The following is a 22891-nucleotide window of genomic DNA, read 5'->3' on the forward strand; positions in this document are numbered from 1 at the left end:
ATGTTCAGTTTCTTCAAAAAAAAATTACGCCCCGCCCCGCCGCCCCCGCCTGCCGAGGTTCCTGCGCCACCGGCGCGACCCGAATCCGGTGACGCACTAGCCGCTGCCGGCACGCCGCCCGCTTCTTCAGCACCGGCATCAGCGCCAGCCCCGGTCAAGTGGCCTGCCGGCAATGGCGGCTCGATGATTGGCAGCGCGCTGGTCACGCCGATCGACATCCCGCAGGCGCTGGCTCTGGCCGTGGCGCCCGAGCGCCAGCGCTGGTTCGGCAAGCTGCAGCAGGGCCTGCGCAAGACCGGCTCCAGCATCTCGACCGTCTTCACCGGCAGCCAGATCGACGAGCAGCTCTACGAAGACCTGGAAACCGCGCTGTTGATGGCCGACACCGGCGTCAGCGCAACAGGGCATCTGCTGGCCGATGTCAGGCGCCGCGTCAAGGAAGGCGGCATGACGCATCCGGTGGCCGTCAGGAATGCACTCATCGAATCCATCACGGTGCTGCTCAAACCGCTCGAAAGGCCACTGGTGATTGGCGAATTCACGCCCACCGTGGTCATGGTGACCGGCGTCAACGGCGCCGGCAAGACCACCTCGATCGGCAAGCTCACGCGTCACCTGGCGAATGAAGGCGCGTCGGTCCTGCTGGCTGCGGCCGACACCTTTCGCGCAGCCGCCCGTGAGCAGCTCAGCGTCTGGGCCGACCGCAACACAGTCGAGATCGTCAGCCAGGAAAACGGCGACCCGGCGGCCGTCAGCTTTGACGCGGTCACGGCGGGCAAGGCACGCGGCAAGGATGTGGTGCTGGTCGATACCGCCGGCAGGTTGCCAACGCAGCTGCACCTGATGGAAGAGCTGCGCAAGATCAAGCGCGTGGTGCAAAAGGCTGACGCCACCGCGCCGCATGAGGTGCTGCTGGTGATTGACGGCAACACCGGCCAGAACGCGCTGGCGCAGGTCAAGGCTTTTGACGACACGCTGCAACTGACCGGCCTGATCGTCACCAAACTCGACGGTACCGCCAAGGGCGGCGTGCTGGCGGCGATTGCGCTGTGGGCACGCGAACGGGCCAAAGCGTCGCCGGGCTTGCGGCCGGTAGCGGTGTATTTCATTGGCGTTGGCGAAAAGCTCGAAGATCTGGAAACCTTCAACGCCCGCGAATTTGCCCAGGCCCTGCTTGGCTGATCTGGCCATGTCATGCCATGTCATGCCAGCCACGACCTTTGGCAGGTATTGAAAACCGCAAGATCGTCGCCATCTGGGGTTTTTAAAGGATTGCCCACGTGAACAACCCTCTGAGTCAGATTTTTCGTTTTATTTTGAAGCTGGTTTTTGCCTTGTCTGCAGCCGTGCTGGCGGTCGGGCTGCTGTTGGTGGCGCTGACGGTGTTTGCCTTGAGCCTGCTCAAATCATGGATCACCGGCCAGAAATCCGCGCCCCTCATGGCTTTTGCCCATTTTCAGAAATTTTCGCAGGCGGGGATGTGGACCCGCGGTCCTGCTCGTCAGCCTTCGCCCAAGGCTGCCTCAGGCCAGGTGATCGATGTCGAAGCGCGCGAATTGCAGGATGAGCGCCGCGAGTCCTGAAGGCTGGCCTGATTTGCCGCACCCTGCCCATTCATCCGCTATATTTTAGATAGCTGAAAACATATACAGTCATTGCGAAAAGTACCTTTTTCATTTTTATTTTTCAACAATTATCAAGCGAGCACGGGCTCGACTCCTTGCCTCAGGGCCACGGCAATCCCTGCAGCTTTACAAGGCCGAAACCAAGTCTGCTGAACCAATCGGTCAAACTTTTGTCTGACAGGCAGGGTTAACACTGATTAGCATTCCGCTATCAATCCCATTGAACAGGTTGTCTAGCACTCTCTGTAGTGGAGTGCTAATATTTAGCATTAGCGAAAAGGAGTGTTGCAATGTCTTATGCCCTTTCCCCCAAGTCGATGATGTCTGCTGCGATTGCGCCTGCCCTGTCGGCCAATACCGTGGCTGCACTGAATCCTTGGTCGATGGTGCCTCCGCTGGGCAATCTTGATGCCTATATTTCGGCGGCCAACCGCCTGCCCATGCTGACGCTGGAGCAGGAGCAGGAATTTTCAAGAAACCTCAAGGAACACAACGACCTTGATTCGGCCGGCAAACTGGTGCTGTCGCACCTGCGGCTGGTGGTGTCGATTTCCCGCAAGTACCTGGGTTACGGCCTGCCCCACAGCGACCTGATCCAGGAAGGCAATATCGGCCTGATGAAGGCAGTGAAGCGCTTTGACCCCGACCAGAACGTGCGTCTGGTCAGCTACGCCATGCACTGGATCAAGGCCGAGATCCACGAATACATCCTGAAGAACTGGCGCATGGTCAAGGTGGCCACCACCAAGGCCCAGCGCAAGCTGTTTTTCAACCTGCGTTCGATGAAGCAGGGCTACAAGGACGATGCCGATGTCGCCACCCACCGTGACACGCTGACCGAGGGCCAGATCGATTCGATGGCGCAAACGCTCAATGTCAAGCGCGAGGAAGTCATCGAGATGGAGCAGCGCATGTCCGGCGGCGATGTCCTGCTTGACCCGAGCCCGGGCGACGATGGCGAAGATGCCTTCGGTCCGATCGCCTACCTGGCCGACAGCGCGCAGGAGCCCACAGCCCTGATCGAATCGCGCGAGCGTGACGACCTGATGACCGGCGGCCTGAGCACCGCACTGGAGGAACTCGATCCACGCGCCCGCCGCATTGTCGAAGAGCGCTGGCTTAACGTAAACGACGACGGTTCGGGTGGCATGACGCTGCACGACCTGGCGGCCGAATACAAGGTCAGCGCCGAGCGCATTCGCCAGATCGAGGTGGCGGCCATGAAGAAAATGAAGAAAGTCCTGGCGACCTACGCCTGAGCGCGCGGGCCGGCAAATACCGGGCTTGCGTTGCGGATATAGCTGAAAGCCTGCACTGAAAAGTGGCAGGCTTTTTTTTAACTGGTCTTGATCAGCAGGCGGATATCGGATGCAAGGACTTCCGCGCCCGAGCCGTAGCGGTTGTACAGGCGGATGCGGCCTTTCGGATCGTAAATATAGCTGCCTGCCGAATGGTCCATGGTGTAGCTGCCCTTGGTCTTGCCATCGACTTTCTTGTAATAGATCTTGAAATCCTTGGCAACCTGCGGGAGTTGCTCGGGCGTCGGCCGAAGTGCCAGAAAGCCGGGATCAAAATTGCCCATGTAGGCCTTGAGCAGTTCGGGCGTGTCGCGCTCCGGGTCTACGGTGATGAAAATCGCCTGGAGCTTGTCGCCATCGGCGCCCAGCAGCCGCTTGACCTCGGCCAGTTCGGCCATCGAGGTCGGGCACACGTCTGGACACTGGGTAAAGCCGAAAAACACCACCACCACCTTGCCGGCGAAATCCTTGACGGTGCGCAACTGGCCGTTGTGGTCCAGCAGGGAAAAACCCTGCGCATAGTCGGCGCCGGTCAGGTCGATGCTCTTGAACTGGGGCTTGTCAGGCGCGCAACCCGTGAGCCACGTGGAAGTCAGCGACAACGCCGCAAGGCTTGCCAGGATTTTGACAGAGCGCCTTCTGGAAGGATGCATGGGCGGGGTGGTTTTCATCACAGGTAGTGGTCCAGCAGCAAGGCTGCAAACAGTGCGGACAGGTGGATCAGCGAAAAACGAAAGGTCTTGCGTGCCAGCGCATCGGAATAATTGCGCCAGAGCAGCCAGGCATAAGCGCTGAAGCCAATGCTCAGCACGACCGCAGCCACCAGGTAAAGCCAGCCGCTCATCTTGAAGATGAAAGGCATCAGGCAGGCGGCGAACAGCACCAGCGTGTAGAGAAAAATCTGCAGCCGGGTGAATTCGTTGCCATGCGTGACCGGCAGCATCGGCAGGCCGGCCTTGCGGTAGTCTTCCACGCGGTAAAGGGCCAGGGCCCAGAAATGCGGCGGCGTCCACAGGAAGATGATCAGGAAAAGGATCAGGGCTTCGGGGCCGACCGAACCGGTCATGGCAGCCCAGCCCAGCACCGGCGGCATGGCGCCCGAAGCGCCGCCAATGACGATGTTTTGCGGCGTCAACGGCTTGAGGATGACGGTGTACACCACGGCATAGCCGACAAAGGTCGCAAAAGTCAGCCACATGGTGAGCGGATTGACCCAGACATACAAAATCCACGATCCCAAGGCGCACAGACCGGCAGAAAAAGCCAGCGTCAGCGGGTTGCTCAGTTGGCCCCGGGCGGTAGGACGCCAGGCGGTGCGCCGCATCTTGGCATCGATCTGCTGCTCGACCAGGCAGTTGAAAGCCGCCGCCGCGCCGGCGACCAGCCAGATGCCGGCACAGGCAACCACCGCTAGCTGGACATCGGACCAGGTCGGAATTCCCGGAACCGCCAGCACCATGCCGATCAGTGCACAAAACACGATGAGCTGCACCACACGCGGCTTGGTCAGCGCGTAAAACTGGCTGAAACGTGACGGGGCGCGGACGCCAGACGGCGTGGCAGCAGACGTATGAGGGGAATTCATGCAGACATTCTCGAAGCATTCAAGGAAGGGACACGCACCGGCTCAGGCAATGTCTGGCTGGAAAAAACAATGCCGGTCAGGACCACCACCAGCGCTGCAGCACCGCCGGTGTGACCGACGGCCGCCAGCAGCGGCCAGCCCAGCACCACATTGCTCAATCCGGTGGCCACCTGCAACAGCATCAGGCCGGCGAGCCAGCGTGCCTGAAGACGAAACGCCGGCAGCGCGTGCAGGCGCAGCGCCAGCAGCATCATCACGGCAAACACCGTATAAGCCGCCAGGCGATGGACATAGTGGATGGCCGTCAGCGCCTGGAAGCTGATGTAACCGCCCTCGTGGCTTGCGCCCAGTTCGCGCCACAGCGTGAACCCCTGGCTGAAATCCATCGATGGCCAGAATGAACCCTGGCAAGCCGGGAAATCGGTGCAGGCCAGCACGGCGTAATTGGTGCTGACCCAGCCGCCCAGCGCAATCTGCAGCCACAGCAGGGCAAAGGCGGCGAGCACGAAGCGCCGGTTGGCGGTGTTCAGAACGCTCGGCTTTGCTTGTTCATGCACCTGGGCATAGCGCACCGACTGCGCGCGCAGCAAGGCCAGCAAGACCAGTCCTCCCAGCAGGTGCATCGTCACAATGGCCGGAAACAGCTTCATCGTCACGGTCAGCGCGCCAAAAGCGCCTTGCAGGCAGACCCAGACCAGCGTGGCGGTGGGCCACCACGGCGAAAGCACAGACGCCGGCGTGCGAATACCTGCGCTGCGTTGCTGCTCGCGGCGCGCCATCCAGGTAACCAGCGTCAGCGTCAAAATCAGCACGCCGACGCCCGTGGCCAGGTAGCGGTGAATCATTTCAATCCAGGCTTTGGCATGCGTGACCGGGCCGGTGGGCATCGCGCTCTGCGCGGCATCGATGTGCATCTGCGCGCCGACCGGACTGGCGCTGCCATAGCAGCCAGGCCAGTCCGGGCAGCCCAGCCCGGAATCGGTCAACCGGGTAAAAGCGCCGAAGATCACCAGGTCGAAGGTCAGGAACAGGGTGACCAGCGTCAGTACGCGCAGCCGCTGGGCCACCGGCGCATGCTTGTTGCGCGCCCACACCCAGGCCAGCGGCCCGAGCGCCACGACCAGGCCCATGAGCATCAGCCGCACGGCCGGGCTGAGGTTGTAAAGGTCTTGCGTGTCCATGTTCAAGCCGATACGGCAATAGCCATTGCCAGGCGTTCTGGATGTTCAAGCCAGCAGACGCGGCGGAACCGGCTTAACCGGCCCGCAGATGAAGCACGAGACAGCGAACCACGCGAAGTAGGAAGCGCAGGGGTTCCCGCCCCAACCCAGCAGGGGCCGCGGAACCGGCTTCGCCGGGCCGCAGGCGCAGCGGTCCCCTTGGGGGGCAGCGAACCACACGAAGTGGGGAGCGTGGGGGCCATACTCACCGGCCTTCCTTGTCCCAGCTGCTGGAGGCGCGCAGCAATCGGTCCAGGTCGCGCTTGGCCTTGGCACCGGCTTCGGCATCCATGTCGGCGGGAAAACGCATCATCAGGTTGCCCAGCGGGTCCACCAGGTAAAGATGGTCCTCAAGACGTTTGCCAGGCGCCGGCTCAAGCCACTGCGCCAGAGCACCTGGCGGCACCCGCAGCACGGTGGCAGCCGCCAGGGCTGGCAGCAACGCTGGGCGTACCGCAATGTCGTCATCCACCAGCCAGACGCGGTCCAGCCGCTCTTTTTCCCGGCCCAGCGATTCGCGCAGCTGGCGCTGGAAATACAGGTTTTGCTCACAGCGCATGTCACAGGCACCGCCGGCAACGCTCAGCAGCAGCCACTGGTTTTTTAGCGCGGTCAGTTCGCCGTCCTTGCCGTCCAGCGTCTTTGTGGCCAGGGGCGGCAAGGGACGCTGCGGGCTGATCAAGTCGCCAAAATTGCGGCGCCCCTCGGGCCTGACCACGTAGTACATGAAATAGGAAGCCACGACCGGGCTGGCGCATACCAGCAGCACAAGAATCATTTTCCAGCGACCCGAGCGGGTATCGGGCGAACGTACGCCGGACGAGTTGATCGCAGGCATGGCGTGAACGGTCATGCCCAGCGGCTGGTCCTGGGCTGCTGAAGAAGATTGCACAGGGGAAGCGTCAAAGAAATCTTTTGTCACAGTAATTGGGACCAGTTAATCACCGCGCCGGGCGCGCAGGGAAGCACGAAAAGGAAGAATGATCTGATACCAGACATACAAAACGACTACCAGCAGGCACAAGCCAAACCATTGGAAGGCATAGCCGTAGTGCTTGTCGACCCCCAGATTGGGAGCCGCCCATTCACGCAGCAGCCCCTCGCTGGGCGGACCGGTCTGCAACAGGGAAACCTGTTCAAACAGCGGAAAACCGGTTTCTTTCCGGAAAGCAGCCAAGTCAAGATTTTGCCGTATCGGCCCTGTATCGACACCCTTGAACTCATAAAGCTTGGAGGGTGGCGGGGCAATACGGCCCTGGACCGTGACCACGCCTGCGGGTGTGAGCACCGGAGGCAAGCGGGAACGGTCGGCAAAATCCCGCGGAGCCCAGCCGCGCTGCACCACAATCACCTGGCCGGTGCCTTGCAGCTTCAATGGTGTCAGCACCCAGAAGCCACTTCTTCCGCTCATCGGACGGTTGTCAAGGTAAACCGTGTGTTCCGCTTGCCACACGCCTTGAAGCAAAGCCTGCCGGTAAATCTCATCTGCTATTTTTTCTGTAGCTGACAATGACCGTCCATCAAGCGGATAAAGGCTATTTTTGCTATTGATTGCAGCCTGGACAGCTTCTTTTTGTGCGGCACGGCGCAACTGCCACTGTCCGAGCGAAAAGGTGCCCCCCGCGACCAGCAAAGCCGCCAGGGTGAGAATCCAGAAATTGCGGGAATGCACGGCAGAAGTCATAGGCTGATAATCGGATTCATGACTTATCTTGTTGCATTGGCATTCATCGCCATTCTCGCCAGCCTGGGCGCAGCCCTTTTTTTCATGATGAAAGACGGGACTGAGGGCAAACGCAAAACCAGCAACATGGCACGTGCGCTTGCGTTTCGCGTCGGTTTTTCAATATTGCTGTTTGTCTGCATTCTGATTTCATGGAAACTGGGTTATCTCCAGCCTACCGGCATCCCGGCCGGTAAATAACAAGGCAAGTCAATAAAAAAGGCCGCTTCAAGCGGCCTTTTTTGAAGAAACTCAAGGTTGCATGGCGGCTGGTTCAAACCGCCTGGCAGGTCACATCCAGTACACCAGTATATAAAGCCCCAGCCAAACCACGTCCACAAAATGCCAGTACCAGGCGGCGCCTTCAAAGCCAAAGTGCTTGTCTGCCGTGAAGTGACCCTTTTGCAGACGCAAGGTGATGAACAGCAACATCAGCATGCCGACCAGCACATGGAAGCCGTGAAAGCCGGTCAGCATGTAAAAGGTCGAGCCATAGATGCCGGAACTGAGTTTCAGGTTGAGTTCTGAATAGGCATGGAAGTATTCGTAGCCCTGAACGCACAGGAATATTATGCCGAGCAGCACCGTCATCCACATGAAGGCAATCGTGCGACCCCGGTGATTCTCACGCAATGCATGGTGGGCAATCGTCAGGGTCACGCCTGAGCTGAGCAGCAACGCCGTGTTGATCGTTGGCAGCCAGAACGGTCCGACGGTTGAAAATGGCTCCACGATGTCGGCAGGTGATGCAGTCGCCCCGGCGGCAGCCAGGCTTGGCCAGACAGACTTGAAGTCAGGCCAAAGCAAGGCGTTGTCCAGACTTCCCAATGCGGGCACTGAATGCCCGCGCGCCCACCAGAGTGCCGTGAAAAAAGCACCAAAAAACATCACTTCTGAAAAAATGAACCAGCTCATGCTCCAGCGGTAGGACAAATCGATCCTGTGACCGTAGAGGCCGCCTTCGCTTTCGGCAATCGAGTCGCGAAACCACTGGAACAGCGTGCCAAGCCATAGCAACATGCCAAAAGCCAGGCACCATGCGCCCCAGCCGGCGCCATTGATCCACTGGCTGGCACCCAGGATTACAAAAAACAGGCCAATGGCGGACATGACCGGACGACTTGAAGGTCCGGGCACAAAGTAGTAAGGGGTTGCCCCATGGGTTGCTGCTGACATCGCTCGACTCCTGTTTTTCTCTCGAATTTTCACTGATCTTTTAATTAACTGTGGTGACTAGCGCGCAACCGCCCAGTTCACCAGCAACACCAAAACCGCCACAAATAAAAAGATACCGACCAGACCGACGGCAATGATGTGAAGCGGATTCAGGTTTTTGACATCTTCTTCATAATCGCCTCTGGCCCGCAAGCCAACGAAGGACCAGGCAACCGCCTTGACAGTTCGCCAAAGCGAAGGCTTGCGTGAAGGCGTTTTTGCCACCTTCAGGCACCTGCCGCTTTGGATGCATCCGGAACGGCTGGCGTCTTACCGCCCACCTCGAAGAAGGTGTAGGACAGCGTGATGGTTTTCACGTCCCTGGACAGCTTTGTATCAATCACAAAAGCAACCGGCCACTGCTTTTTCTCACCGGGTGCCAGCGTGTACTGACTAAAACAAAAGCATTCCAGCTTGTTGAAATGTGCTCCTGCCTGCGCTGGCGCATAGCTGGGAATAGCCTGCGCCGACATGGTGCGGTTCTGAACATTCTGGAATTCATACATGACGGTCGTCAATTCACCGGGATGCACCTGCAGCGAACTTTGGGCAGGCTTGAAATGCCAGGGGCCGCGCGAGTTGGCGTCGAACTCCACGGTGATGGTGCGGGTGCGGTCAACCTGCGTATTGGCCGGCAGCGTGGCGGTTGCACCGGGAATCTGCCGGTCGCCCAGCGCCAGCACGTTGATGCCGGTCATCTCGCAAATGGCCCTGTAAATCGGAACCAGCGCGTAACCGAAGCAGAACATGCCGAGCACGATCACGCCCAGCTTTCCCAACATGTTGAAGTTTTCGCGCTTGAGCATCAGAATTTTTTGAAACTGAAAGCTGGTACGGCTCAACGGCCCAGAAAAATCATTTTGGCCATAAAGCCAAAAAAGAAAACGACAGCGACCGACGCCAGGATCAGGGCAAGGCGAAGATTACTTTTTTTCTGGTCAGGCTTCATGGAATGATTCATCAGTTTCAGGCAATCACGCGGGTTGCGGTGGCATCGAGCTTGGGCGGTGTTTCAAAGGTATGGAAAGGCGCAGGCGATGGAACTTCCCATTCCAGGCCTTCAGCACCCTTGCCGCCTTCGTCAAGCCATGGGTTCTGCTTGGCGGGCACACCCTTGCCGCGCATGGCCGGCAGCACCACGAAAAAGAAGAAATACACCTGTGCAAAACCAAAGAAGAAGGCGCCGACGCTGGCAATCGCGTTGAAGTCGGCGAACTGCATCGGGTAGTCGGCATAACGGCGCGGCATGCCGGCCAGGCCCAGGAAATGCATAGGGAAAAATGTAACGTTGAAGGAAATCAGCGACCACCAGAAATGGATCTGACCACGGCGCTCGCTGTACATCACACCGGTCCACTTCGGGCTCCAGTAGTAGTAACCGGCAAACATGGCATAGAGCGATCCGGCCACCAGCACATAGTGAAAGTGGGCCACCACGTAATACGTATCCTGCAACTGGGTGTCAATCGGTGCGACCGCCAGAATCACGCCAGTCAGGCCGCCGATGGTGAACACGAAGATGAAGCCAACCGCAAACAGCATGGGCGTCTCAAACGTCATCGATCCTTTCCACATCGTGGCGATCCAGTTGAACACCTTCACGCCGGTTGGAACCGCAATCAGCATCGTCGAGTACATGAAGAACAGCTGGCCTGTTACCGGCATGCCGGTGGTGAACATGTGGTGCGCCCAGACGACAAAGCTCAGGATGGCGATCGAGCCGGTGGCATACACCATCGATGCGTAGCCGAACAGGCGCTTGCGTGAAAATGCCGGAATGATCTGGCTGATGATGCCGAAGGCCGGCAAGATCATGATGTAGACCTCGGGATGGCCGAAGAACCAGAAGATGTGCTGGAACATCACCGGATCACCACCACCGCCCGGATTGAAGAAACTCGTGCCGAAGTGGCGGTCGGTCAGTGTCATGGTGATGGCACCAGCCAGTACCGGCATCACGGCAATCAGCAGGTAGGCCGTGATCAGCCAGGTCCAGCAGAACATCGGCATTTTCATCAAGGTCATGCCGGGTGCACGCATGTTCAGGACGGTCACGATGATATTGATTGAACCCATGATGGACGAAGCGCCGAGCAGGTGAATTGCAAAGATACCGGCATCCATCGCCGGTCCCATCTGCAGCGACAGCGGGGCATACATCGTCCAGCCGCCAGCCATCGCGCCACCGGGCAAAAGAAAGGAGGTGCTGAGCATCAGTGCCGCCGGAATCATCAGCCAGAAGCTGAAGTTGTTCATCCGGGCAAACGCCATGTCCGAGGCGCCAATCTGCAGCGGAATCATCCAGTTCGCAAATCCGACGAAGGCAGGCATGATGGCGCCAAACACCATGATCAGGCCATGCATGGTCGTCAGCTGGTTGAAGAGCTCCGGATTCACCAGTTGCAAGCCCGGCCGGAACAGCTCGGCCCGAATCAGGAGTGCCAGAACGCCGCCGAACATCAGCATCGTGAAGCTGAACAGCAGGTAGAGCGTGCCAATGTCCTTGTGATTGGTGGCAAAGACCCAGCGACGCCAGCCCGTCGGGGCATGGTGATCGTGGGCATCATGCGCGTGATCGTGATGGTCTAGAACTGCACTCATCTTGGCTTCCTTTGGTGGCTTGTGCCTGTAGCTTTGTCTTTAAGGCTGGGAACGGATCGCTCGGCAGCCGGTCATTTATCAGTGATGGATTTACTTGCGCGCCGCCACAACCTCGGAGGGCTGGACGATCTGCCCCGTCTGGTTGGACCAGTTGTTCTTGGTGTAGCTTGCCACGGCAGCCAGGTCGGTATCACTCAGCGCTTTCCAGGAAGGCATGGCGCCGCCGACAGCGCCGTTCAAAAGAATCTGGATCTGCTTGTTGTGATCGGCATCCAGCACAATGGCCGATCCGTCCAGCGGCTTGATGGGGCCGGCCCCCTTGCCGTTGGCCTGGTGGCATGCAGCGCAGTTGGCGGTGTAAACCTTTTCACCTCGGGCCTTCAGGTCCACCAGTGTCCAGACTTTCGACGGGTCATCGGCCAGGGCTGCAGCTTCCTTCGCCTTGCCTGCAACCCAGGCGGTGTAATCCTGGGCAGACACGACCTTGACATGGATAGGCATGTAGGCATGCTCCTTGCCGCAGAGTTCCTGGCATTGGCCGTAGAAGTCTCCAATCTTTTCGGCGCGGAACCAGGTGTCACGCACGAAGCCGGGAATTGCATCCTGCTTGATGCCGAAGGCCGGCACGGCAAACGCATGGATCACGTCGTTGGCAGTGGTGATGATGCGGATTTTCTTGTTGACGGGAACCACCAGCGGGTTGTCCACCTTGAGCAGGTAGTTGTCAGGTGCCGTTTCACCGGCCTTGGGGCCGCCGTTGTTGGACATCTGGCGCTGTGCAGTGTCCAGCGTCGAGACAAAGCCGATGCCTTCGCCCTCGCCCTTGATATAGTCGTAGCCCCATTTCCACTGGATACCGGTGGCCTTGATGGTCAGGTCGGCGCTGGTGGTGTCTTTCTGGGCAACCAGCACCTTGGTTGCAGGCAGGGCCATGGCGATGACGATGACAAAAGGAACGATGGTCCAGGCAATCTCGACAACGGTCGACTCATGGAAATTGGCGGCCTTGTGTCCGACGGATTTGCGGTGCTTCAGGATGGAATAGAACATCACGCCAAAAACAGCCACGAAGATCAGTACGCAGATGATCATCATGAACCAGTGGAGCCAATGCTGCTCTTCGGCAATGCGGGTGACCGCAGGATGAAGATTGAGCTGGTTGACCGCCGGGCCGCCAGGCAGATCGTTGACGGCATAGGCAGCAGTGCTCAGCCAGGCTGCTGCAAAGACTGTTGCCGAGCCTGCATGCTGAAAGCCAAGCCGTGTCAATTTGCTCATGGTGTTGCTCAGGTTCATCGTGATCACTTTTTTTCTGCTTCAATTACCGATTGAATTAACCGGTCATTATAAAGTTTGCGACAGGTCAAATTTACAAAATCAAAAATGAGGCAGGAACATATCGGTCACGGGTCAGCAAGTGCGCAAGGCAAAGCGTATTTCCCGGGCCAGCAGGGGCCGCAACTCGGGTCGCACATGGCGACCCACCCGCACCAGACGCCCCTGACCCGACACCTCGATCAGTGAACCGTCTTCATTCTTGGGCTCGATGCGAACCCACTGCCGATTGAATGCGGCCCGCTCGGTCCGGCCAGCGCTTTCCAGTTCGACCACCAGTTGTCCGTCCTGCAAAACAATTTTTTCAGTATCGCCAGCATGACGTGAATAAACAACAAATGCGGTGCCGATGGCCAGCAAGGCGAACGTCATCACGACTGACGCATTCTGCGACGACAAAAAAGCTGCAACGCCAAGGCAGGCCAGGCAAAGCGACAGGTAGAACCATCCGAGCTGTGCCGGCGAGATCAGGCTGTGCCGCTTGAGACGCCACAGTACGACCGCTCCCTGCGAAGGAACATGGTTTGCCGACAAGGTGGCAAATTGAAAAGCCGGGGGTGATTGCAACATGTGACAACCCTCACGAAAACAGCATGAAACGTGGAAAAAACAGGGTCAGCAGACCAGCCTGAACAGAGCCAAAAGCAGAACGGGCTGGCCGTAATTTCGTTGATTTGAACAGAAACTTTCCCAAACCTACTCAGGGGAAACCGCAAAGCCCTCAAACACAGTGCTTCAAGATGTTTGCCGCATTGCGGGCAGGCAAGTTCAACCCGCTGTGCCCGACCCGCTTTGCAGCATCCTGCGCATGTCTTCGACCGACACAGCGCTGAGAGGACTGACCTTGAATTTTGGCCTGGCCTTCAGCGCATGCCCATAAATGACTTCGAACGTCAGCGACAGCCGGCCGTCGCTGCCTGTCAATTGCGTCGCCAGCTCACGCTCCAGTCTGGCCTTCCACGCCCTGCCCCGCAAGCCTGCAAAGCGGGCCGGATGGAAATTACGGCCGAGTTCGCCCAGCTCCTGCAGCAGGCGTTGCGGCGTTTCATACGTCAGCGTGATGCGCTCCATGTCCATCACCGGCTCGGCAAAGCCGGTTTGCACCAGCATGTCGCCCCAGTCGTGCATGTCGGTCAGTTCGTGGCCGGCGGGTGGCCATCCCAGGCGGGCATACAGCGAGCGCAGCTCTTTGGCGGTATCAGGTCCCAGGCAGGAAAACATCAAAAATCCATCGACCTTCAAGGCGCGGTGCCACTGGGCAAGCAGCACCTGCGGATCGGCGGATTCGTGCAGCGCCATGTTCGCCCACAGCATGTCCACGCTGTCCGGGGGCGGCATCTCGAAACGCACCGGTGCGGCGCGCCACTGGCTTGGGTTCCACCATGGTTTTGCTATATTTTTAATAGCTTCTTGTGTCCGTCCTTCGTGCGCTTCAGCAATAAAACATGCTGAATCTGGGTAGATTTTCGCCAGTTCGGCATGCGCCTTCAGTCCGCCGCGCAAGGCGCCCCAATGGGCCCAGGCTTGCGGCTTGAGCTTGATCCACTCCAGCCGGTCACGCATGCGACTGGCCACTTCCTCATGCAGCCAGGGGGAAGTCAGGGATGCCGTTCGCTGCCAGCGATTGACGGCGTTCGGATCGAGCGTGGGTGGACGCGAGGTGGTGGTCATAGGGGTAATTCCGTTTTCAAATCAATCCGGGATCAGGCGCGAAGACATAGAACACGCTTAAGCCCTGCAAGGCGAAACAACGACATGTCGAATTGATTTGGGAACGGAACAATGGTCGCACAAGGTCGGGCCGAGTATATTGAAACGGTGTTCCAACGCCTGCCTTCCCTTCGACGATTCCTGCCCAGCGTGCCCAGCCAGTGCGCCGTCTGCCACAGCTGGCCGGCAACGCAGGTCTGCCTGCCCTGCCTGGCGCGCTTCATGCCGTGCCCGCCCTGCTGCGCGATGTGCGCACTGCCCCTGCCCACATTGCTACAGCAGGAACTGCCGCTAACAGCCCCGAGTCTTTGCGCCGCCTGCATGCGCCAGCCCCCGCCCCTGGACGCCACGCTGGCCGCCGTGCCTTATGCCTATCCCTGGTCGGCACTGATTTCACGCTACAAGTTTGGCGAGCAGCCCGGCTGGGCCGGTTTTTTTGCCGGCCTGCTTCTGCAGACGCCGGGGGTGGCGCAGGCACTGGGCGAGATGGATGCGCAGGACTGGTTGCTTCCCCTGCCGCTGTCGGCCGAGCGGCTGCAAACGCGCGGCTTCAACCAGGCGTGGGAACTGGCCTGCGCCCTGGCGCGCCAGTCCGGGACCCGGGCCCGGGCTGACACCCAATTGCTGTTGCGACTCAGGCACACGCGCCCGCAAAGCCAGCTCGGGCGTGAAGCCCGGCTGTCCAATGTCAGAGGCGCTTTCCAGGTCGATCCGCTGCGCGCTGGCGAACTGGCCGGTCGACGCGTGGTGCTGGTCGATGATGTGATGACCAGCGGCGCATCACTCTTTTCGGCGGCGCAGGCGCTGCGCGATGCCGGCGCGGCGCAGATCACTGCGGTTGTGCTGGCGCGCACGGCGCCCGCCTAGAATCGCCGCTTCAGTCATCGCCCCTTCTTTTACCGCTGCCGCCTTGATCGGCATTGATCCGCCATCAAGGTGCGGCCCTTTCCCCTCCCCTTGTCAACCCATGTTCAACATCGTCCTGGTCGAGCCCGAGATTCCGCCCAACACCGGCAACGTGATTCGCCTGGCGGCCAACACCGGCTGCCGGCTGCACCTTGTCGAGCCGCTGGGTTTTTCGATGGACGACAAGCACATGCGGCGCGCCGGGCTGGACTACCACGAGTACGCCCAGGTGCTGCGCCATGCCAGCTGGCAGGCATTCCTGGACAGCCAGCAGCCGCCCGCCGAACGGCTGTTTGCCCTGACCACGCAGGGCGCCGGCACAATGTACGGTGCGCGCTTTTTGCCGGGTGACTGGCTGGTCTTCGGCTCTGAAACAAAAGGCCTGGCGCCTGAAGTGCGCGCGTCGTTTGGCGCAGGCCAGCGTTTGAAGGTGCCGATGCTCCCCGGCCAGCGCAGCCTGAACCTGTCCAACAGCGTGGCCGTCACCGTGTTCGAGGCCTGGCGGCAAAACGGCTTTACCGGGGCCGCCCTGCCCGGCTGAACCCGGCTGAACCCGGCTGAATCAGGCCAGGCGTTTCATGGATAGCGCCGCACCAGCGATTCGGCCACGCACACCGGCTTGTCTGCGCCTTCACGCTCCACCGTCACGACCCACGCCATCTGCAGGCCATTACCCTCGATCGGCTCGGCGCTCAGCAGTTTCATGCGGGCGCGCAAACGGCTGCCGACCGGCACGGGTGCCGTGAAACGCACTTTGTTCAGGCCATAGTTCACGCCCATGCGGCAGTCGATGATTTCCATCGACGATTCAAAAAACTTTGGCAGCATCGACAGCGTCAGAAAGCCGTGCGCAATCGTTGCGCCAAACGGCCCGGTGGCGGCTTTTTCAGGGTCGACATGAATCCACTGGTGGTCGCCGGTAGCCTCGGCAAACAGGTTGACCTGCTGCTGCGTGATGGTGAGCCAGTCGCTGACGGCAACTTCCTGGCCGGTGCAGGCCGCCAGGTCAGACAGGGTTTGAAAGGTTTTCATCAAGCCACTGTAGCCGGATGGTCGGTACGCGAAGCAGGCCGGGTGTCGGTTGGGCGACAGGCCCTGGGTAAAAACCATGGCGGGTAAAAATCTGGTCCGGTACAGGCGACGCCCGGCTTTTCCGCTATCGTTACCGGATGCATGCACACGATGAAACTTTTTTTCAGCCCCTGCGGCTGGCCCTCACAGCTGCAAGCGTGAGTCCTGAATGAACCACGCACCGGTCTGGCTGATCAACAGCTTTATCTACCTGGCCGCCGCCGTGGTGGCCGTGCCGCTGGCCAAAAAGCTCGGCCTGGGCTCGATCATCGGCTACCTGGCGGCCGGCATCGCCATCGGGCCGTGGGGACTCGGTCTGGTCACCAATGTGCAGGACATCCTTCATTTTGCCGAATTCGGCGTGGTGCTGATGCTCTTCCTGATCGGCATGGAGCTGGAGCCCAAGCGGCTGTGGAGCCTGCGCCGCTCCATCTTTGGCTGGGGCAGCGCCCAGATGCTGAGCTGCGCTGCGCTTTTGACCGGCATCGCCATGGCATTTGGCATCGGATGGCGTGTCGCACTGGTGGCCGGGCTGGGGCTGGCGCTGTCGTCGACCGCGATTGCGCTGCAATCGATCAACGAGCGCAACCTGATGCGCACCTCCAGCGGACAGGCCGGCTTTTCGATCCTGCTGTTTCAGGATGTGGCGGCCATTCCAATTTTGGCACTGATGCCGCTTCTTGGCATGCTTGGAGAAGCAAATGAAGCTCTTACGCATACCAGCCGGGCGTTTGAAGCTCTGAAAATCATAGCAAGCATCGGCGGCATCATCCTTGGCGGCCGGCTGCTGCTGCGCCCGGTGCTGCGCTGGATCGCCAACAGCGGCACGCCCGAGATCTTCACCGCCGCATCGCTGCTGCTGGTGGTCGGCATTGCCGCCCTGATGCAGCTGGTCGGGCTGTCGATGGCATTGGGCGCTTTTCTGGCGGGCGTGCTGCTGGCCGAAAGCGAATACCGGCGCGAGCTGGAAACCGACATCGAACCGTTCAAGGTCTTGCTGCTGGGGCTGTTTTTCATCGCCGTGGGCATGAGCATCGACTTTGGCGTGCTGTGGAAATTCCCGGGCCAGATGCTCGCCATCCTGGCCGGCTTCCTGGGCCTGAAGGTGCTCGCCATCTATGGGCTGGCAACGGCGATGAAGCTGCCGTATCAGGAGCGGCCGGTGTTTGTGCTGCTGCTGGCGCAGGGCGGCGAATTTGCCTTCGTGGTGTTTCAGGCGGCGGCTGGCGCGCAGGTGTTTTCGTCGGAAACCGCTTCGCTGCTGATCGGCGCCGTGGCGGTGTCCATGCTGATCAGCCCTCTGCTGCTGGTGGCCATCGACAAGCTGCTGCTGCCACGCTACGCCAAGGGCAAGAAGTCAACGATGGAAGAAATCTCGGAGCCGCAGGAAGCGCCGGTCATCATTGCAGGCTTTGGCCGTTACGGCCAGATCGTTGGCCGCATGCTGCTCGCGCAGGGCATTTCGGCCACGGTGCTGGACCATGACGCCGACATGATCGAAACCATTCGCACCTTTGGCTACCGGGTGTTTTACGGCGATGCCACGCGGCTGGACCTGTTGCGCACCGCCGGCGCGGCCAAGGCCAAAATCCTGGTGCTGTCGGTCGATGACGTGGAGCAGTCGCTGAAAATCGTCGATATGGTCCAGGAGAACTTTCCGCTGCTGCAGATCGTCGCCCGTGCCCGGGATGTGCCGCACTGGAACGCGCTGCGCGACCGGGGCGTGATGCGCGTTGAGCGCGAACTGTTCGACTCCAGCCTGCGCAGCGCCCGCACCGTGCTCGAACTGCTGGGCCAGCCGGCCCCTGCCGCGCAGCAGGCCGCCGAACGCTTTCGCCAGCACAACCTGGCACTGTTCGAGCAGATGTACCCGCACCGCAACAACCGCGAAAAATTCATCGCCGTGGCCAAGCAGGGACGGATGCAGCTCGAAGCGCAGATGAAGCTGGAGCGCGAGTCACTGGCGCAGCAGGCCAGGGATTCGAAGGGCTGAAATAGTGACCAAATAGGGCTCTTACGCAATACTGGCGGGTGCAATCAGCTGCTATTTAGATAGCGTCAAGTCACAATCCAGCAGCTCCGCGCCCTGCAAAACCCCAAGGATTCGCCCATGACACAACGTACCCCTTCCGTGCTGACCGCCGCCCAGACGGCCCTTGCCTTGCCCTACCCGGCGCTGGCGCGGCAAATTGAAGCCGTGCTGCGCGACCCGGCGGTGGTCGTTCCGGCGCGCATCGTGCAGCCGCTGCCGGGTGGTGGCAGCCTGTTCGTCATGCCGGCGACCGACGCCCGCGTCGCCATCACCAAGCTCATCACGTTCACGCCGGACAACGCCAGTCGCGGCCTGCCCAGCATCCAGGGCGATATCGTGGTGTTTGACGTGGTCACCGGCAGCCGGATGGCGATTCTGGACGGCCCGACCGTCACCGCGCGCCGCACGGCCGCCGTGTCGCTGCTGACCGCGCAAAAGCTGGCCAGGCGCACCGACGGCCCCTTGCTGATCGTCGGGGCGGGCGTGCAGGGCCGCTCCCATCTGGAAGCTTTTCACGCCGGCCTGGGCCTGCAGGAAGTGTGGGTCGCTTCGCGCAACCCGGCCAGTGCCGATGCCCTGGTGCAACACGCCCGGACATTGGGTCTGCGCGCTCGACGGGTCGATGACGCCGACGCAGTCCTCGCCGACTGCCCGCTGGTTGTCAGCACCACGCCAGCCCGGCAGGTGGTTTTGCGCGCCATGCCTGGGCAGGATGCGTTTGTCGCGGCCGTGGGCGCCTTCACGCCCGCCATGGTTGAGTGGGATGCCGCCATTTGCCGCCGGCTAGCGGCCGAAGGCACGCTCGTGGTCGATACCCGCGACGCCGACCATGAAGCCGGCGATTTGCTGCAGGCGGGCATCGACGTGACCGCCTTGCCGACGCTGGCCGATGTGGTCGGCCACACGGCCGCCTGGACCCGTCAGGCTGGACGACTGGCCACCGGCCCGGTGTTCTTCAAAAGCTGCGGCTGGGGCGGCTGGGACCTGGCCGCAGCCCGCTGCATTACCGACCTGCCCACCTGAAAACCTGCAGGCTTTTCACCGTTTCCCGCTTGCTGGCCTGATCAATCAGCGGCTTCTAGTGAAATCCATCCCACAGCAGCTTGACCCCCGTCAGGAACATGCCTCCATACAGAATCCGGTAAAACCAGAGCAGACTGATCGTCCGGGCCATGCGCACGCCCACCCACACGCCAACCGGCGCCAGCGGCAGCAGCACCAGTGAAGTCGCCATGTTGCGCCAGTCGAGCAGGCCCAGCCAGGCGTAGGGAATCCACTTGGACAGGTTGATGACAAAAAAGAAAAACGCCATGGTGGCGGTGAACTTGACCGGGCTCAGGCGCAGCGGAATGACATAGGCGCTGATCGGCGGGCCGCCGGGAAGCTGGTGAAGCCTGATGTGATGGTCAGCAGCGCACCCAGCCATTTTGGCGGCGGCGGGCTGTCGGGCCGGGGCGGAAACAGCAGGCGCTGCGCCAGGAACAGCAGCGTGAAACCGCCCACGATGGCGGCAACCGTCCGGGCATCGAGCACACGGAACAGCAGCGCGCCCACCACCGTTCCCACCAGGCCGAAAGGCACGAGGAATTTCAGGAACTGGAAGTCAAAATCCTTGCGGAACGCGGCGATGCCAAGCAGGTCCATCAGCAGCAGCAGCGGCATCAGGATCGCGGCGGCCTGCGGCACGCTGATGGCCAGCGCCATCATGGGCACGGCCAGCGAACCAAAGCCGGCGCCAAAACCGCTTTTACTGATGCCCAGCAGCAGCACGGCAGGAATGGCGACGGCGTAAAAGAAGGGATCGGTGATCAGCGGAAAGTCCACGGCGGCAAGTCTTTCTGGCCCGCACCGGGCGGCAAGGCGGGCGTGGCGGCAACAAAGTGCGCCATGTTACCCGCCGTATGGCAAGCGCTGGCCGCACGACAATAGCCCCATGCTGGTGGACATTCAATCCTGGGGAGAAACGCTGCGCCTGCTGGTCGAACTGGCAGGCACGGCCGCCTTTGCCGTGTCGGGCCTGCTGGAAGGGGCGCGCAAGAAGCTTGATGCCGTCGGCGTGTGCGTGGTCGCCTTTCTGACGGCGTTCGGGGGCGGCACGCTGCGCGACCTGTTGCTCGACCGGCGGCCGTTTTTCTGGGTCGAGCATGTCGAACTGCTCTGGGGCGTGATGGCGCTGTGCGTGCTGGCGATGCTGTTTTTGCGCCAGCACCATTTCGAGGTGACCGAAAAAGCCATCCAGTGGCCCGATGCGCTGGGGCTGGGCCTGTTCACGGCGACCGGCGTTCACCTGGCGCTGGATGCACAGATGCCGATGCTGGTGGCCGTGCTGATGGGCCTGACAACAGGCGTGTTCGGCGGCGTGCTGCGCGACATGGTCTGCAATGAAGTGCCGACGGCCTTTCGGGACCACCGGCCGTATGCCGTCTGCGCCTTTGCCGGCGGCTGGGTGTATGTAGGCCTGGGGCTGCTGGACACGCCCGGCTGGCTGGCGCTGGTGGCCTGCGTCACCGTGACGGCCGGTCTGCGCCTCATGGCCCTGTGGCGCAACTGGGCACTGCCCGCCTGGCGTGTCTGAGGCGATGCCGTTCCGGCGACTCCCAGGCTGCGGGCCGACCGGGCCGTTGATCAAAATGGCGCAAACGCCGCAATGACCGGTCAATATCCAGTCGTTCAGTCCATGCTTGCGCCGGAATCCTTCACGACCTTGCTCCACTTGACCGATTCCTTCTGGATGAAGTCGGCAAACTGCGCCGGCGTTTCGGTATAGACCTCGGCGCCCTGGTCATTGATCTGCTTTTTGACGTCCGGTTTGGCCAGCACCTTGACGATGGCCGCGTTGAGTGTGGAAATGACGGCAGGCGGCGTGGCAGCCGGCGCAAACATGCCGAACCACGAGGTGGCCTCGTAGCCGGGCACGCCGGCTTCGGCGATGGTCGGCACGTCCGGCAGTTCCGGCGAACGCCTGGCGGTGGTCACGGCGATGGCGCGCAACTTGCCCGAACGCACATGCTGGATCGCCGAGGGCATGTTGTCGAACATGATGCCGACCTGGTTGCCCAGCAAGTCGGTCACGGCCGGCGCACTGCCCTTGTAGGGAACGTGCTGCATGTCGATGTTCGTCATCGACTTGAACAACTCGCCCGACAGGTGGATGGAACTGCCGTTGCCCGACGAGGCAAAGTTCAGCTGGCCGGGGTGCGCCTTGGCATAGGCAATCAGTTCCTTGACGGTCTTGAAGGGCTGCTTCGGGTTGGCGACCAGCAGGTTGGGCACATTGGCCACGCGGGTCAGGGGCGCAAAGTCCTTGACCGGATCGAACGGCATCTTTTTGTACAGCGCTGCATTGATGGCATGCGTGCCGACGGTTCCCATGAACAGCGTGTAGCCGTCAGCCGCCGCCCGGGACGCCGCCTGGCCGCCGATGTTGCCGCCAGCGCCGGCGCGGTTGTCAACAATCACGGTCTGGCCGAGTTCTGCGGTCAGGCCCTGCGCGACGATGCGCGCCAGGATGTCGGTGGTGCCACCGGCGGCGAAGGGCACGATGATGGTGATGGTCTTGTTCGGGTAGGCCGCCTGCGCCGCTGCGGGCACGGCAGCCAGCAGGCCGGCGCCCAGCAGGGCTGCAGACGCCAGCGCGCCAAGGCTGAACTGGCGGCGTGAAGCCTGGCTGAAATCAGATGAATGAGACATGGAGAAAGTCCTCGATAAAAGGGATTGGTGGAAAGCTGGTTGCTGGAACGCATTGGTTCTGGCCAGCCAACGAATTTTTAGCATCAAATTGGCGTTTTTCGCTTGGTGCATATGCACCATCAACTATTAATTTCGTAGCAGAATCAGAGAGACGCCGTGCCCAGGGTGGTTCCGCCGCAGACATACAGCACCTGTCCGGTGACAAAACCGTTGTCCCGCGACAAAAAGAACATCGCCGCACGCGCCACGTCGCCCGCCGTGCCCATGCGGCCCACGGCAATGCTGTCCAGAATGCGCTGCGTCTGCGGCGCGCCCTCGGGGTTGCTCTTGCGGAACAATTCGGTGGCAATCGGCCCCGGGCCAATCGCATTGACAGTGATACCGTCGCGGCCGAGTTCCATCGCCAGCGTGCGCGTCATGCCGATCATCCCGGCCTTGGTCGCCGAATACACGATGCGGTCCACTTTGCCCAGGGCGGCACGCGATGACATGTTGACGATGCGGCCGTGGCCGCAGGCGCGCAGGGTGGGCAAAAAAGCCTGCGTCAGCAGCATGGGCGCGCGCAGGTGCAAGCCGACCACGTCGTCGAGCGAGGCCGTCGTCGCCGTGTCAATGGTGCCGGGACGCGTGGCGCCGGCATTGTTGACCAGCGCGGTGACGTTGTGAAGGGCGGCAATCTCGGCGGCGCGCTCGCGCGTGGGCGCTTCTTGCGTCAGGTCGGCCTGGTAGGACACCAGTTGCGTATGGCTCCAGTCCGGCATCACATAGTCGAGGTTGACCACCTTGCGGCCCTGGGCCAGCAGCGCTTCGGCAATGGCGCGGCCAATGCCCGAACTGGCGCCGGTGACGACCGTGACTTCATCCACAGCACTCATGGCGT

The 22891-nt window shown here is 61.0% G+C and carries 25 protein-coding genes and 1 pseudogene; 9 read left to right on the forward strand and 17 right to left on the reverse strand.

The window, feature by feature from the left end; genetic code table 11:
- The 3 genes from ftsY (at position 1) to rpoH (ending at position 2884) form a co-directional block, all read left to right on the forward strand.
- Positions 1-1182, forward strand: a complete 1182-nt coding sequence (ftsY, locus tag GZ092_RS08030) for a signal recognition particle-docking protein FtsY (protein WP_293635874.1) — start codon at positions 1-3, stop codon at positions 1180-1182.
- Between the two features lie 98 nt (positions 1183-1280).
- Positions 1281-1583, forward strand: coding sequence for a hypothetical protein (locus GZ092_RS08035; RefSeq protein ID WP_293635875.1), 303 nt, complete (start codon positions 1281-1283; stop codon positions 1581-1583).
- A 362-nt stretch (positions 1584-1945) separates the two neighbouring features.
- Complete coding sequence (gene rpoH, locus GZ092_RS08040) at positions 1946-2884, forward strand: RNA polymerase sigma factor RpoH (RefSeq protein ID WP_293635982.1); 939 nt, start codon at positions 1946-1948, stop codon at positions 2882-2884.
- Between the two features lie 77 nt (positions 2885-2961).
- Here rpoH and GZ092_RS08045 read toward each other — a convergent pair whose 3' ends face one another.
- From GZ092_RS08045 to GZ092_RS08065, 5 genes are all read right to left on the reverse strand, one after another.
- A complete protein-coding gene (locus GZ092_RS08045; protein ID WP_293635876.1) occupies positions 2962-3594 on the reverse strand; it encodes an SCO family protein in 633 nt (210 codons plus the stop codon).
- A complete protein-coding gene (gene cyoE / locus GZ092_RS08050; protein ID WP_293635877.1) occupies positions 3594-4508 on the reverse strand; it encodes a heme o synthase in 915 nt (304 codons plus the stop codon). Before cyoE ends, GZ092_RS08045 begins: the two co-directional genes overlap by 1 nt.
- The gene (locus tag GZ092_RS08055; protein ID WP_293635878.1) at positions 4505-5689 is read right to left on the reverse strand and encodes a COX15/CtaA family protein; all 1185 of its coding nucleotides are present in this window, start codon (positions 5687-5689) and stop codon (positions 4505-4507) included. The genes cyoE and GZ092_RS08055 overlap by 4 nt, the downstream gene beginning before the upstream one ends.
- 244 nt (positions 5690-5933) lie before the next feature.
- Positions 5934-6581: a hypothetical protein gene (locus GZ092_RS08060; protein WP_293635983.1), complete on the reverse strand. Its 648-nt coding sequence runs from the start codon at positions 6579-6581 to the stop codon at positions 5934-5936.
- An 84-nt stretch (positions 6582-6665) separates the two neighbouring features.
- Entirely contained in the window at positions 6666-7412 is a 747-nt protein-coding gene (locus GZ092_RS08065; protein WP_293635879.1) for an SURF1 family protein, read from the reverse strand.
- 18 nt (positions 7413-7430) lie between these two features.
- On the opposite strand from GZ092_RS08065, the gene GZ092_RS08070 reads away from it, so the two are divergent.
- Positions 7431-7652 carry a twin transmembrane helix small protein gene (locus GZ092_RS08070; RefSeq protein ID WP_293635984.1) on the forward strand — a complete coding sequence of 74 codons (222 nt, stop codon included), beginning with the start codon at positions 7431-7433 and terminating at the stop codon, positions 7650-7652.
- A 90-nt stretch (positions 7653-7742) separates the two neighbouring features.
- Here GZ092_RS08070 and GZ092_RS08075 read toward each other — a convergent pair whose 3' ends face one another.
- The 8 genes from GZ092_RS08075 to GZ092_RS08110 all read right to left on the reverse strand — a co-directional run bounded on the left by GZ092_RS08075 (position 7743) and on the right by GZ092_RS08110 (position 14273).
- Positions 7743-8627: a cytochrome c oxidase subunit 3 gene (locus tag GZ092_RS08075; protein ID WP_293635880.1), complete on the reverse strand. Its 885-nt coding sequence runs from the start codon at positions 8625-8627 to the stop codon at positions 7743-7745.
- Positions 8628-8684: 57 nt separating this feature from the next.
- Complete coding sequence (locus tag GZ092_RS08080; protein WP_293635985.1) at positions 8685-8897, reverse strand: DUF2970 domain-containing protein; 213 nt, start codon at positions 8895-8897, stop codon at positions 8685-8687.
- Complete coding sequence (locus tag GZ092_RS08085) at positions 8894-9475, reverse strand: cytochrome c oxidase assembly protein (RefSeq protein WP_293635986.1); 582 nt, start codon at positions 9473-9475, stop codon at positions 8894-8896. The genes GZ092_RS08080 and GZ092_RS08085 overlap by 4 nt, the downstream gene beginning before the upstream one ends.
- A 29-nt stretch (positions 9476-9504) precedes the next feature.
- Complete coding sequence (locus GZ092_RS08090; RefSeq protein WP_293635881.1) at positions 9505-9615, reverse strand: cytochrome oxidase small assembly protein; 111 nt, start codon at positions 9613-9615, stop codon at positions 9505-9507.
- Between the two features lie 17 nt (positions 9616-9632).
- A complete protein-coding gene (gene ctaD / locus GZ092_RS08095; protein WP_293635882.1) occupies positions 9633-11267 on the reverse strand; it encodes a cytochrome c oxidase subunit I in 1635 nt (544 codons plus the stop codon).
- Between the two features lie 90 nt (positions 11268-11357).
- A complete protein-coding gene (gene coxB, locus GZ092_RS08100; protein WP_293635883.1) occupies positions 11358-12545 on the reverse strand; it encodes a cytochrome c oxidase subunit II in 1188 nt (395 codons plus the stop codon).
- Positions 12546-12677: 132 nt separating this feature from the next.
- A complete protein-coding gene (locus tag GZ092_RS08105) occupies positions 12678-13172 on the reverse strand; it encodes a DUF2244 domain-containing protein (protein WP_293635884.1) in 495 nt (164 codons plus the stop codon).
- A 198-nt stretch (positions 13173-13370) separates the two neighbouring features.
- Entirely contained in the window at positions 13371-14273 is a 903-nt protein-coding gene (locus GZ092_RS08110) for a methyltransferase domain-containing protein (RefSeq protein ID WP_293635885.1), read from the reverse strand.
- A 147-nt stretch (positions 14274-14420) separates the two neighbouring features.
- On the opposite strand from GZ092_RS08110, the gene GZ092_RS08115 reads away from it, so the two are divergent.
- Entirely contained in the window at positions 14421-15179 is a 759-nt protein-coding gene (locus GZ092_RS08115; protein WP_293635886.1) for a ComF family protein, read from the forward strand.
- A gap of 100 nt (positions 15180-15279) precedes the next feature.
- Positions 15280-15759 carry a tRNA (cytidine(34)-2'-O)-methyltransferase gene (locus GZ092_RS08120; RefSeq protein ID WP_293635887.1) on the forward strand — a complete coding sequence of 160 codons (480 nt, stop codon included), beginning with the start codon at positions 15280-15282 and terminating at the stop codon, positions 15757-15759.
- Between the two features lie 35 nt (positions 15760-15794).
- On the opposite strand, the gene GZ092_RS08125 is transcribed toward GZ092_RS08120, so the two are convergent.
- Complete coding sequence (locus GZ092_RS08125) at positions 15795-16250, reverse strand: MaoC family dehydratase (RefSeq protein ID WP_293635888.1); 456 nt, start codon at positions 16248-16250, stop codon at positions 15795-15797.
- A 208-nt stretch (positions 16251-16458) separates the two neighbouring features.
- Here GZ092_RS08125 and kefC point away from each other — a divergent pair, with 208 nt between their 5' ends.
- Positions 16459-18282: a glutathione-regulated potassium-efflux system protein KefC gene (gene kefC / locus GZ092_RS08130; RefSeq protein ID WP_293635889.1), complete on the forward strand. Its 1824-nt coding sequence runs from the start codon at positions 16459-16461 to the stop codon at positions 18280-18282.
- 117 nt (positions 18283-18399) lie between these two features.
- Positions 18400-19344 carry a delta(1)-pyrroline-2-carboxylate reductase family protein gene (locus tag GZ092_RS08135; RefSeq protein ID WP_293635890.1) on the forward strand — a complete coding sequence of 315 codons (945 nt, stop codon included), beginning with the start codon at positions 18400-18402 and terminating at the stop codon, positions 19342-19344.
- A 55-nt stretch (positions 19345-19399) separates the two neighbouring features.
- On the opposite strand, the pseudogene GZ092_RS08140 reads toward GZ092_RS08135, so the two are convergent.
- Positions 19400-20145: pseudogene (locus tag GZ092_RS08140) on the reverse strand (sulfite exporter TauE/SafE family protein).
- 109 nt (positions 20146-20254) lie between these two features.
- Between GZ092_RS08140 and GZ092_RS08145 the strand changes: the two are divergent.
- Positions 20255-20896 carry a trimeric intracellular cation channel family protein gene (locus GZ092_RS08145; RefSeq protein ID WP_293635891.1) on the forward strand — a complete coding sequence of 214 codons (642 nt, stop codon included), beginning with the start codon at positions 20255-20257 and terminating at the stop codon, positions 20894-20896.
- Positions 20897-20991: 95 nt separating this feature from the next.
- On the opposite strand, the gene GZ092_RS08150 is transcribed toward GZ092_RS08145, so the two are convergent.
- A complete protein-coding gene (locus tag GZ092_RS08150; RefSeq protein WP_293635892.1) occupies positions 20992-22011 on the reverse strand; it encodes a tripartite tricarboxylate transporter substrate binding protein in 1020 nt (339 codons plus the stop codon).
- Positions 22012-22154: 143 nt separating this feature from the next.
- Positions 22155-22886, reverse strand: coding sequence for an SDR family oxidoreductase (locus GZ092_RS08155; protein ID WP_293635893.1), 732 nt, complete (start codon positions 22884-22886; stop codon positions 22155-22157).
- Positions 22887-22891: the final 5 nt, after the last annotated feature.

The sequence above is a fragment of the Polaromonas sp. genome (assembly GCF_010365105.1).
GTDB lineage: Bacteria > Pseudomonadota > Gammaproteobacteria > Burkholderiales > Burkholderiaceae_C > Polaromonas.

What these genes read in the sequence shown, in the direction of transcription:
- ftsY (WP_293635874.1), top strand. Translation starts at nt 1, where the DNA reads ATGTTCAGTTTCTTCAAAAAAAAATTACGCCCCGCCCCGCCGCCCCCG.
- rpoH (WP_293635982.1), top strand. Translation starts at nt 1,946, where the DNA reads ATGTCTGCTGCGATTGCGCCTGCCCTGTCGGCCAATACCGTGGCTGCA.
- GZ092_RS08045 (WP_293635876.1), bottom strand. Translation starts at nt 3,594, where the DNA reads ATGAAAACCACCCCGCCCATGCATCCTTCCAGAAGGCGCTCTGTCAAA.
- cyoE (WP_293635877.1), bottom strand. Translation starts at nt 4,508, where the DNA reads ATGAATTCCCCTCATACGTCTGCTGCCACGCCGTCTGGCGTCCGCGCC.
- GZ092_RS08055 (WP_293635878.1), bottom strand. Translation starts at nt 5,689, where the DNA reads ATGGACACGCAAGACCTTTACAACCTCAGCCCGGCCGTGCGGCTGATG.
- GZ092_RS08060 (WP_293635983.1), bottom strand. Translation starts at nt 6,581, where the DNA reads ATGACCGTTCACGCCATGCCTGCGATCAACTCGTCCGGCGTACGTTCG.
- GZ092_RS08065 (WP_293635879.1), bottom strand. Translation starts at nt 7,412, where the DNA reads ATGACTTCTGCCGTGCATTCCCGCAATTTCTGGATTCTCACCCTGGCG.
- GZ092_RS08070 (WP_293635984.1), top strand. Translation starts at nt 7,431, where the DNA reads ATGACTTATCTTGTTGCATTGGCATTCATCGCCATTCTCGCCAGCCTG.
- GZ092_RS08075 (WP_293635880.1), bottom strand. Translation starts at nt 8,627, where the DNA reads ATGTCAGCAGCAACCCATGGGGCAACCCCTTACTACTTTGTGCCCGGA.
- GZ092_RS08090 (WP_293635881.1), bottom strand. Translation starts at nt 9,615, where the DNA reads ATGAAGCCTGACCAGAAAAAAAGTAATCTTCGCCTTGCCCTGATCCTG.
- ctaD (WP_293635882.1), bottom strand. Translation starts at nt 11,267, where the DNA reads ATGAGTGCAGTTCTAGACCATCACGATCACGCGCATGATGCCCACGAT.
- coxB (WP_293635883.1), bottom strand. Translation starts at nt 12,545, where the DNA reads ATGAGCAAATTGACACGGCTTGGCTTTCAGCATGCAGGCTCGGCAACA.
- GZ092_RS08105 (WP_293635884.1), bottom strand. Translation starts at nt 13,172, where the DNA reads ATGTTGCAATCACCCCCGGCTTTTCAATTTGCCACCTTGTCGGCAAAC.
- GZ092_RS08110 (WP_293635885.1), bottom strand. Translation starts at nt 14,273, where the DNA reads ATGACCACCACCTCGCGTCCACCCACGCTCGATCCGAACGCCGTCAAT.
- GZ092_RS08120 (WP_293635887.1), top strand. Translation starts at nt 15,280, where the DNA reads ATGTTCAACATCGTCCTGGTCGAGCCCGAGATTCCGCCCAACACCGGC.
- GZ092_RS08125 (WP_293635888.1), bottom strand. Translation starts at nt 16,250, where the DNA reads ATGAAAACCTTTCAAACCCTGTCTGACCTGGCGGCCTGCACCGGCCAG.
- kefC (WP_293635889.1), top strand. Translation starts at nt 16,459, where the DNA reads ATGAACCACGCACCGGTCTGGCTGATCAACAGCTTTATCTACCTGGCC.
- GZ092_RS08135 (WP_293635890.1), top strand. Translation starts at nt 18,400, where the DNA reads ATGACACAACGTACCCCTTCCGTGCTGACCGCCGCCCAGACGGCCCTT.
- GZ092_RS08145 (WP_293635891.1), top strand. Translation starts at nt 20,255, where the DNA reads ATGCTGGTGGACATTCAATCCTGGGGAGAAACGCTGCGCCTGCTGGTC.
- GZ092_RS08150 (WP_293635892.1), bottom strand. Translation starts at nt 22,011, where the DNA reads ATGTCTCATTCATCTGATTTCAGCCAGGCTTCACGCCGCCAGTTCAGC.
- GZ092_RS08155 (WP_293635893.1), bottom strand. Translation starts at nt 22,886, where the DNA reads ATGAGTGCTGTGGATGAAGTCACGGTCGTCACCGGCGCCAGTTCGGGC.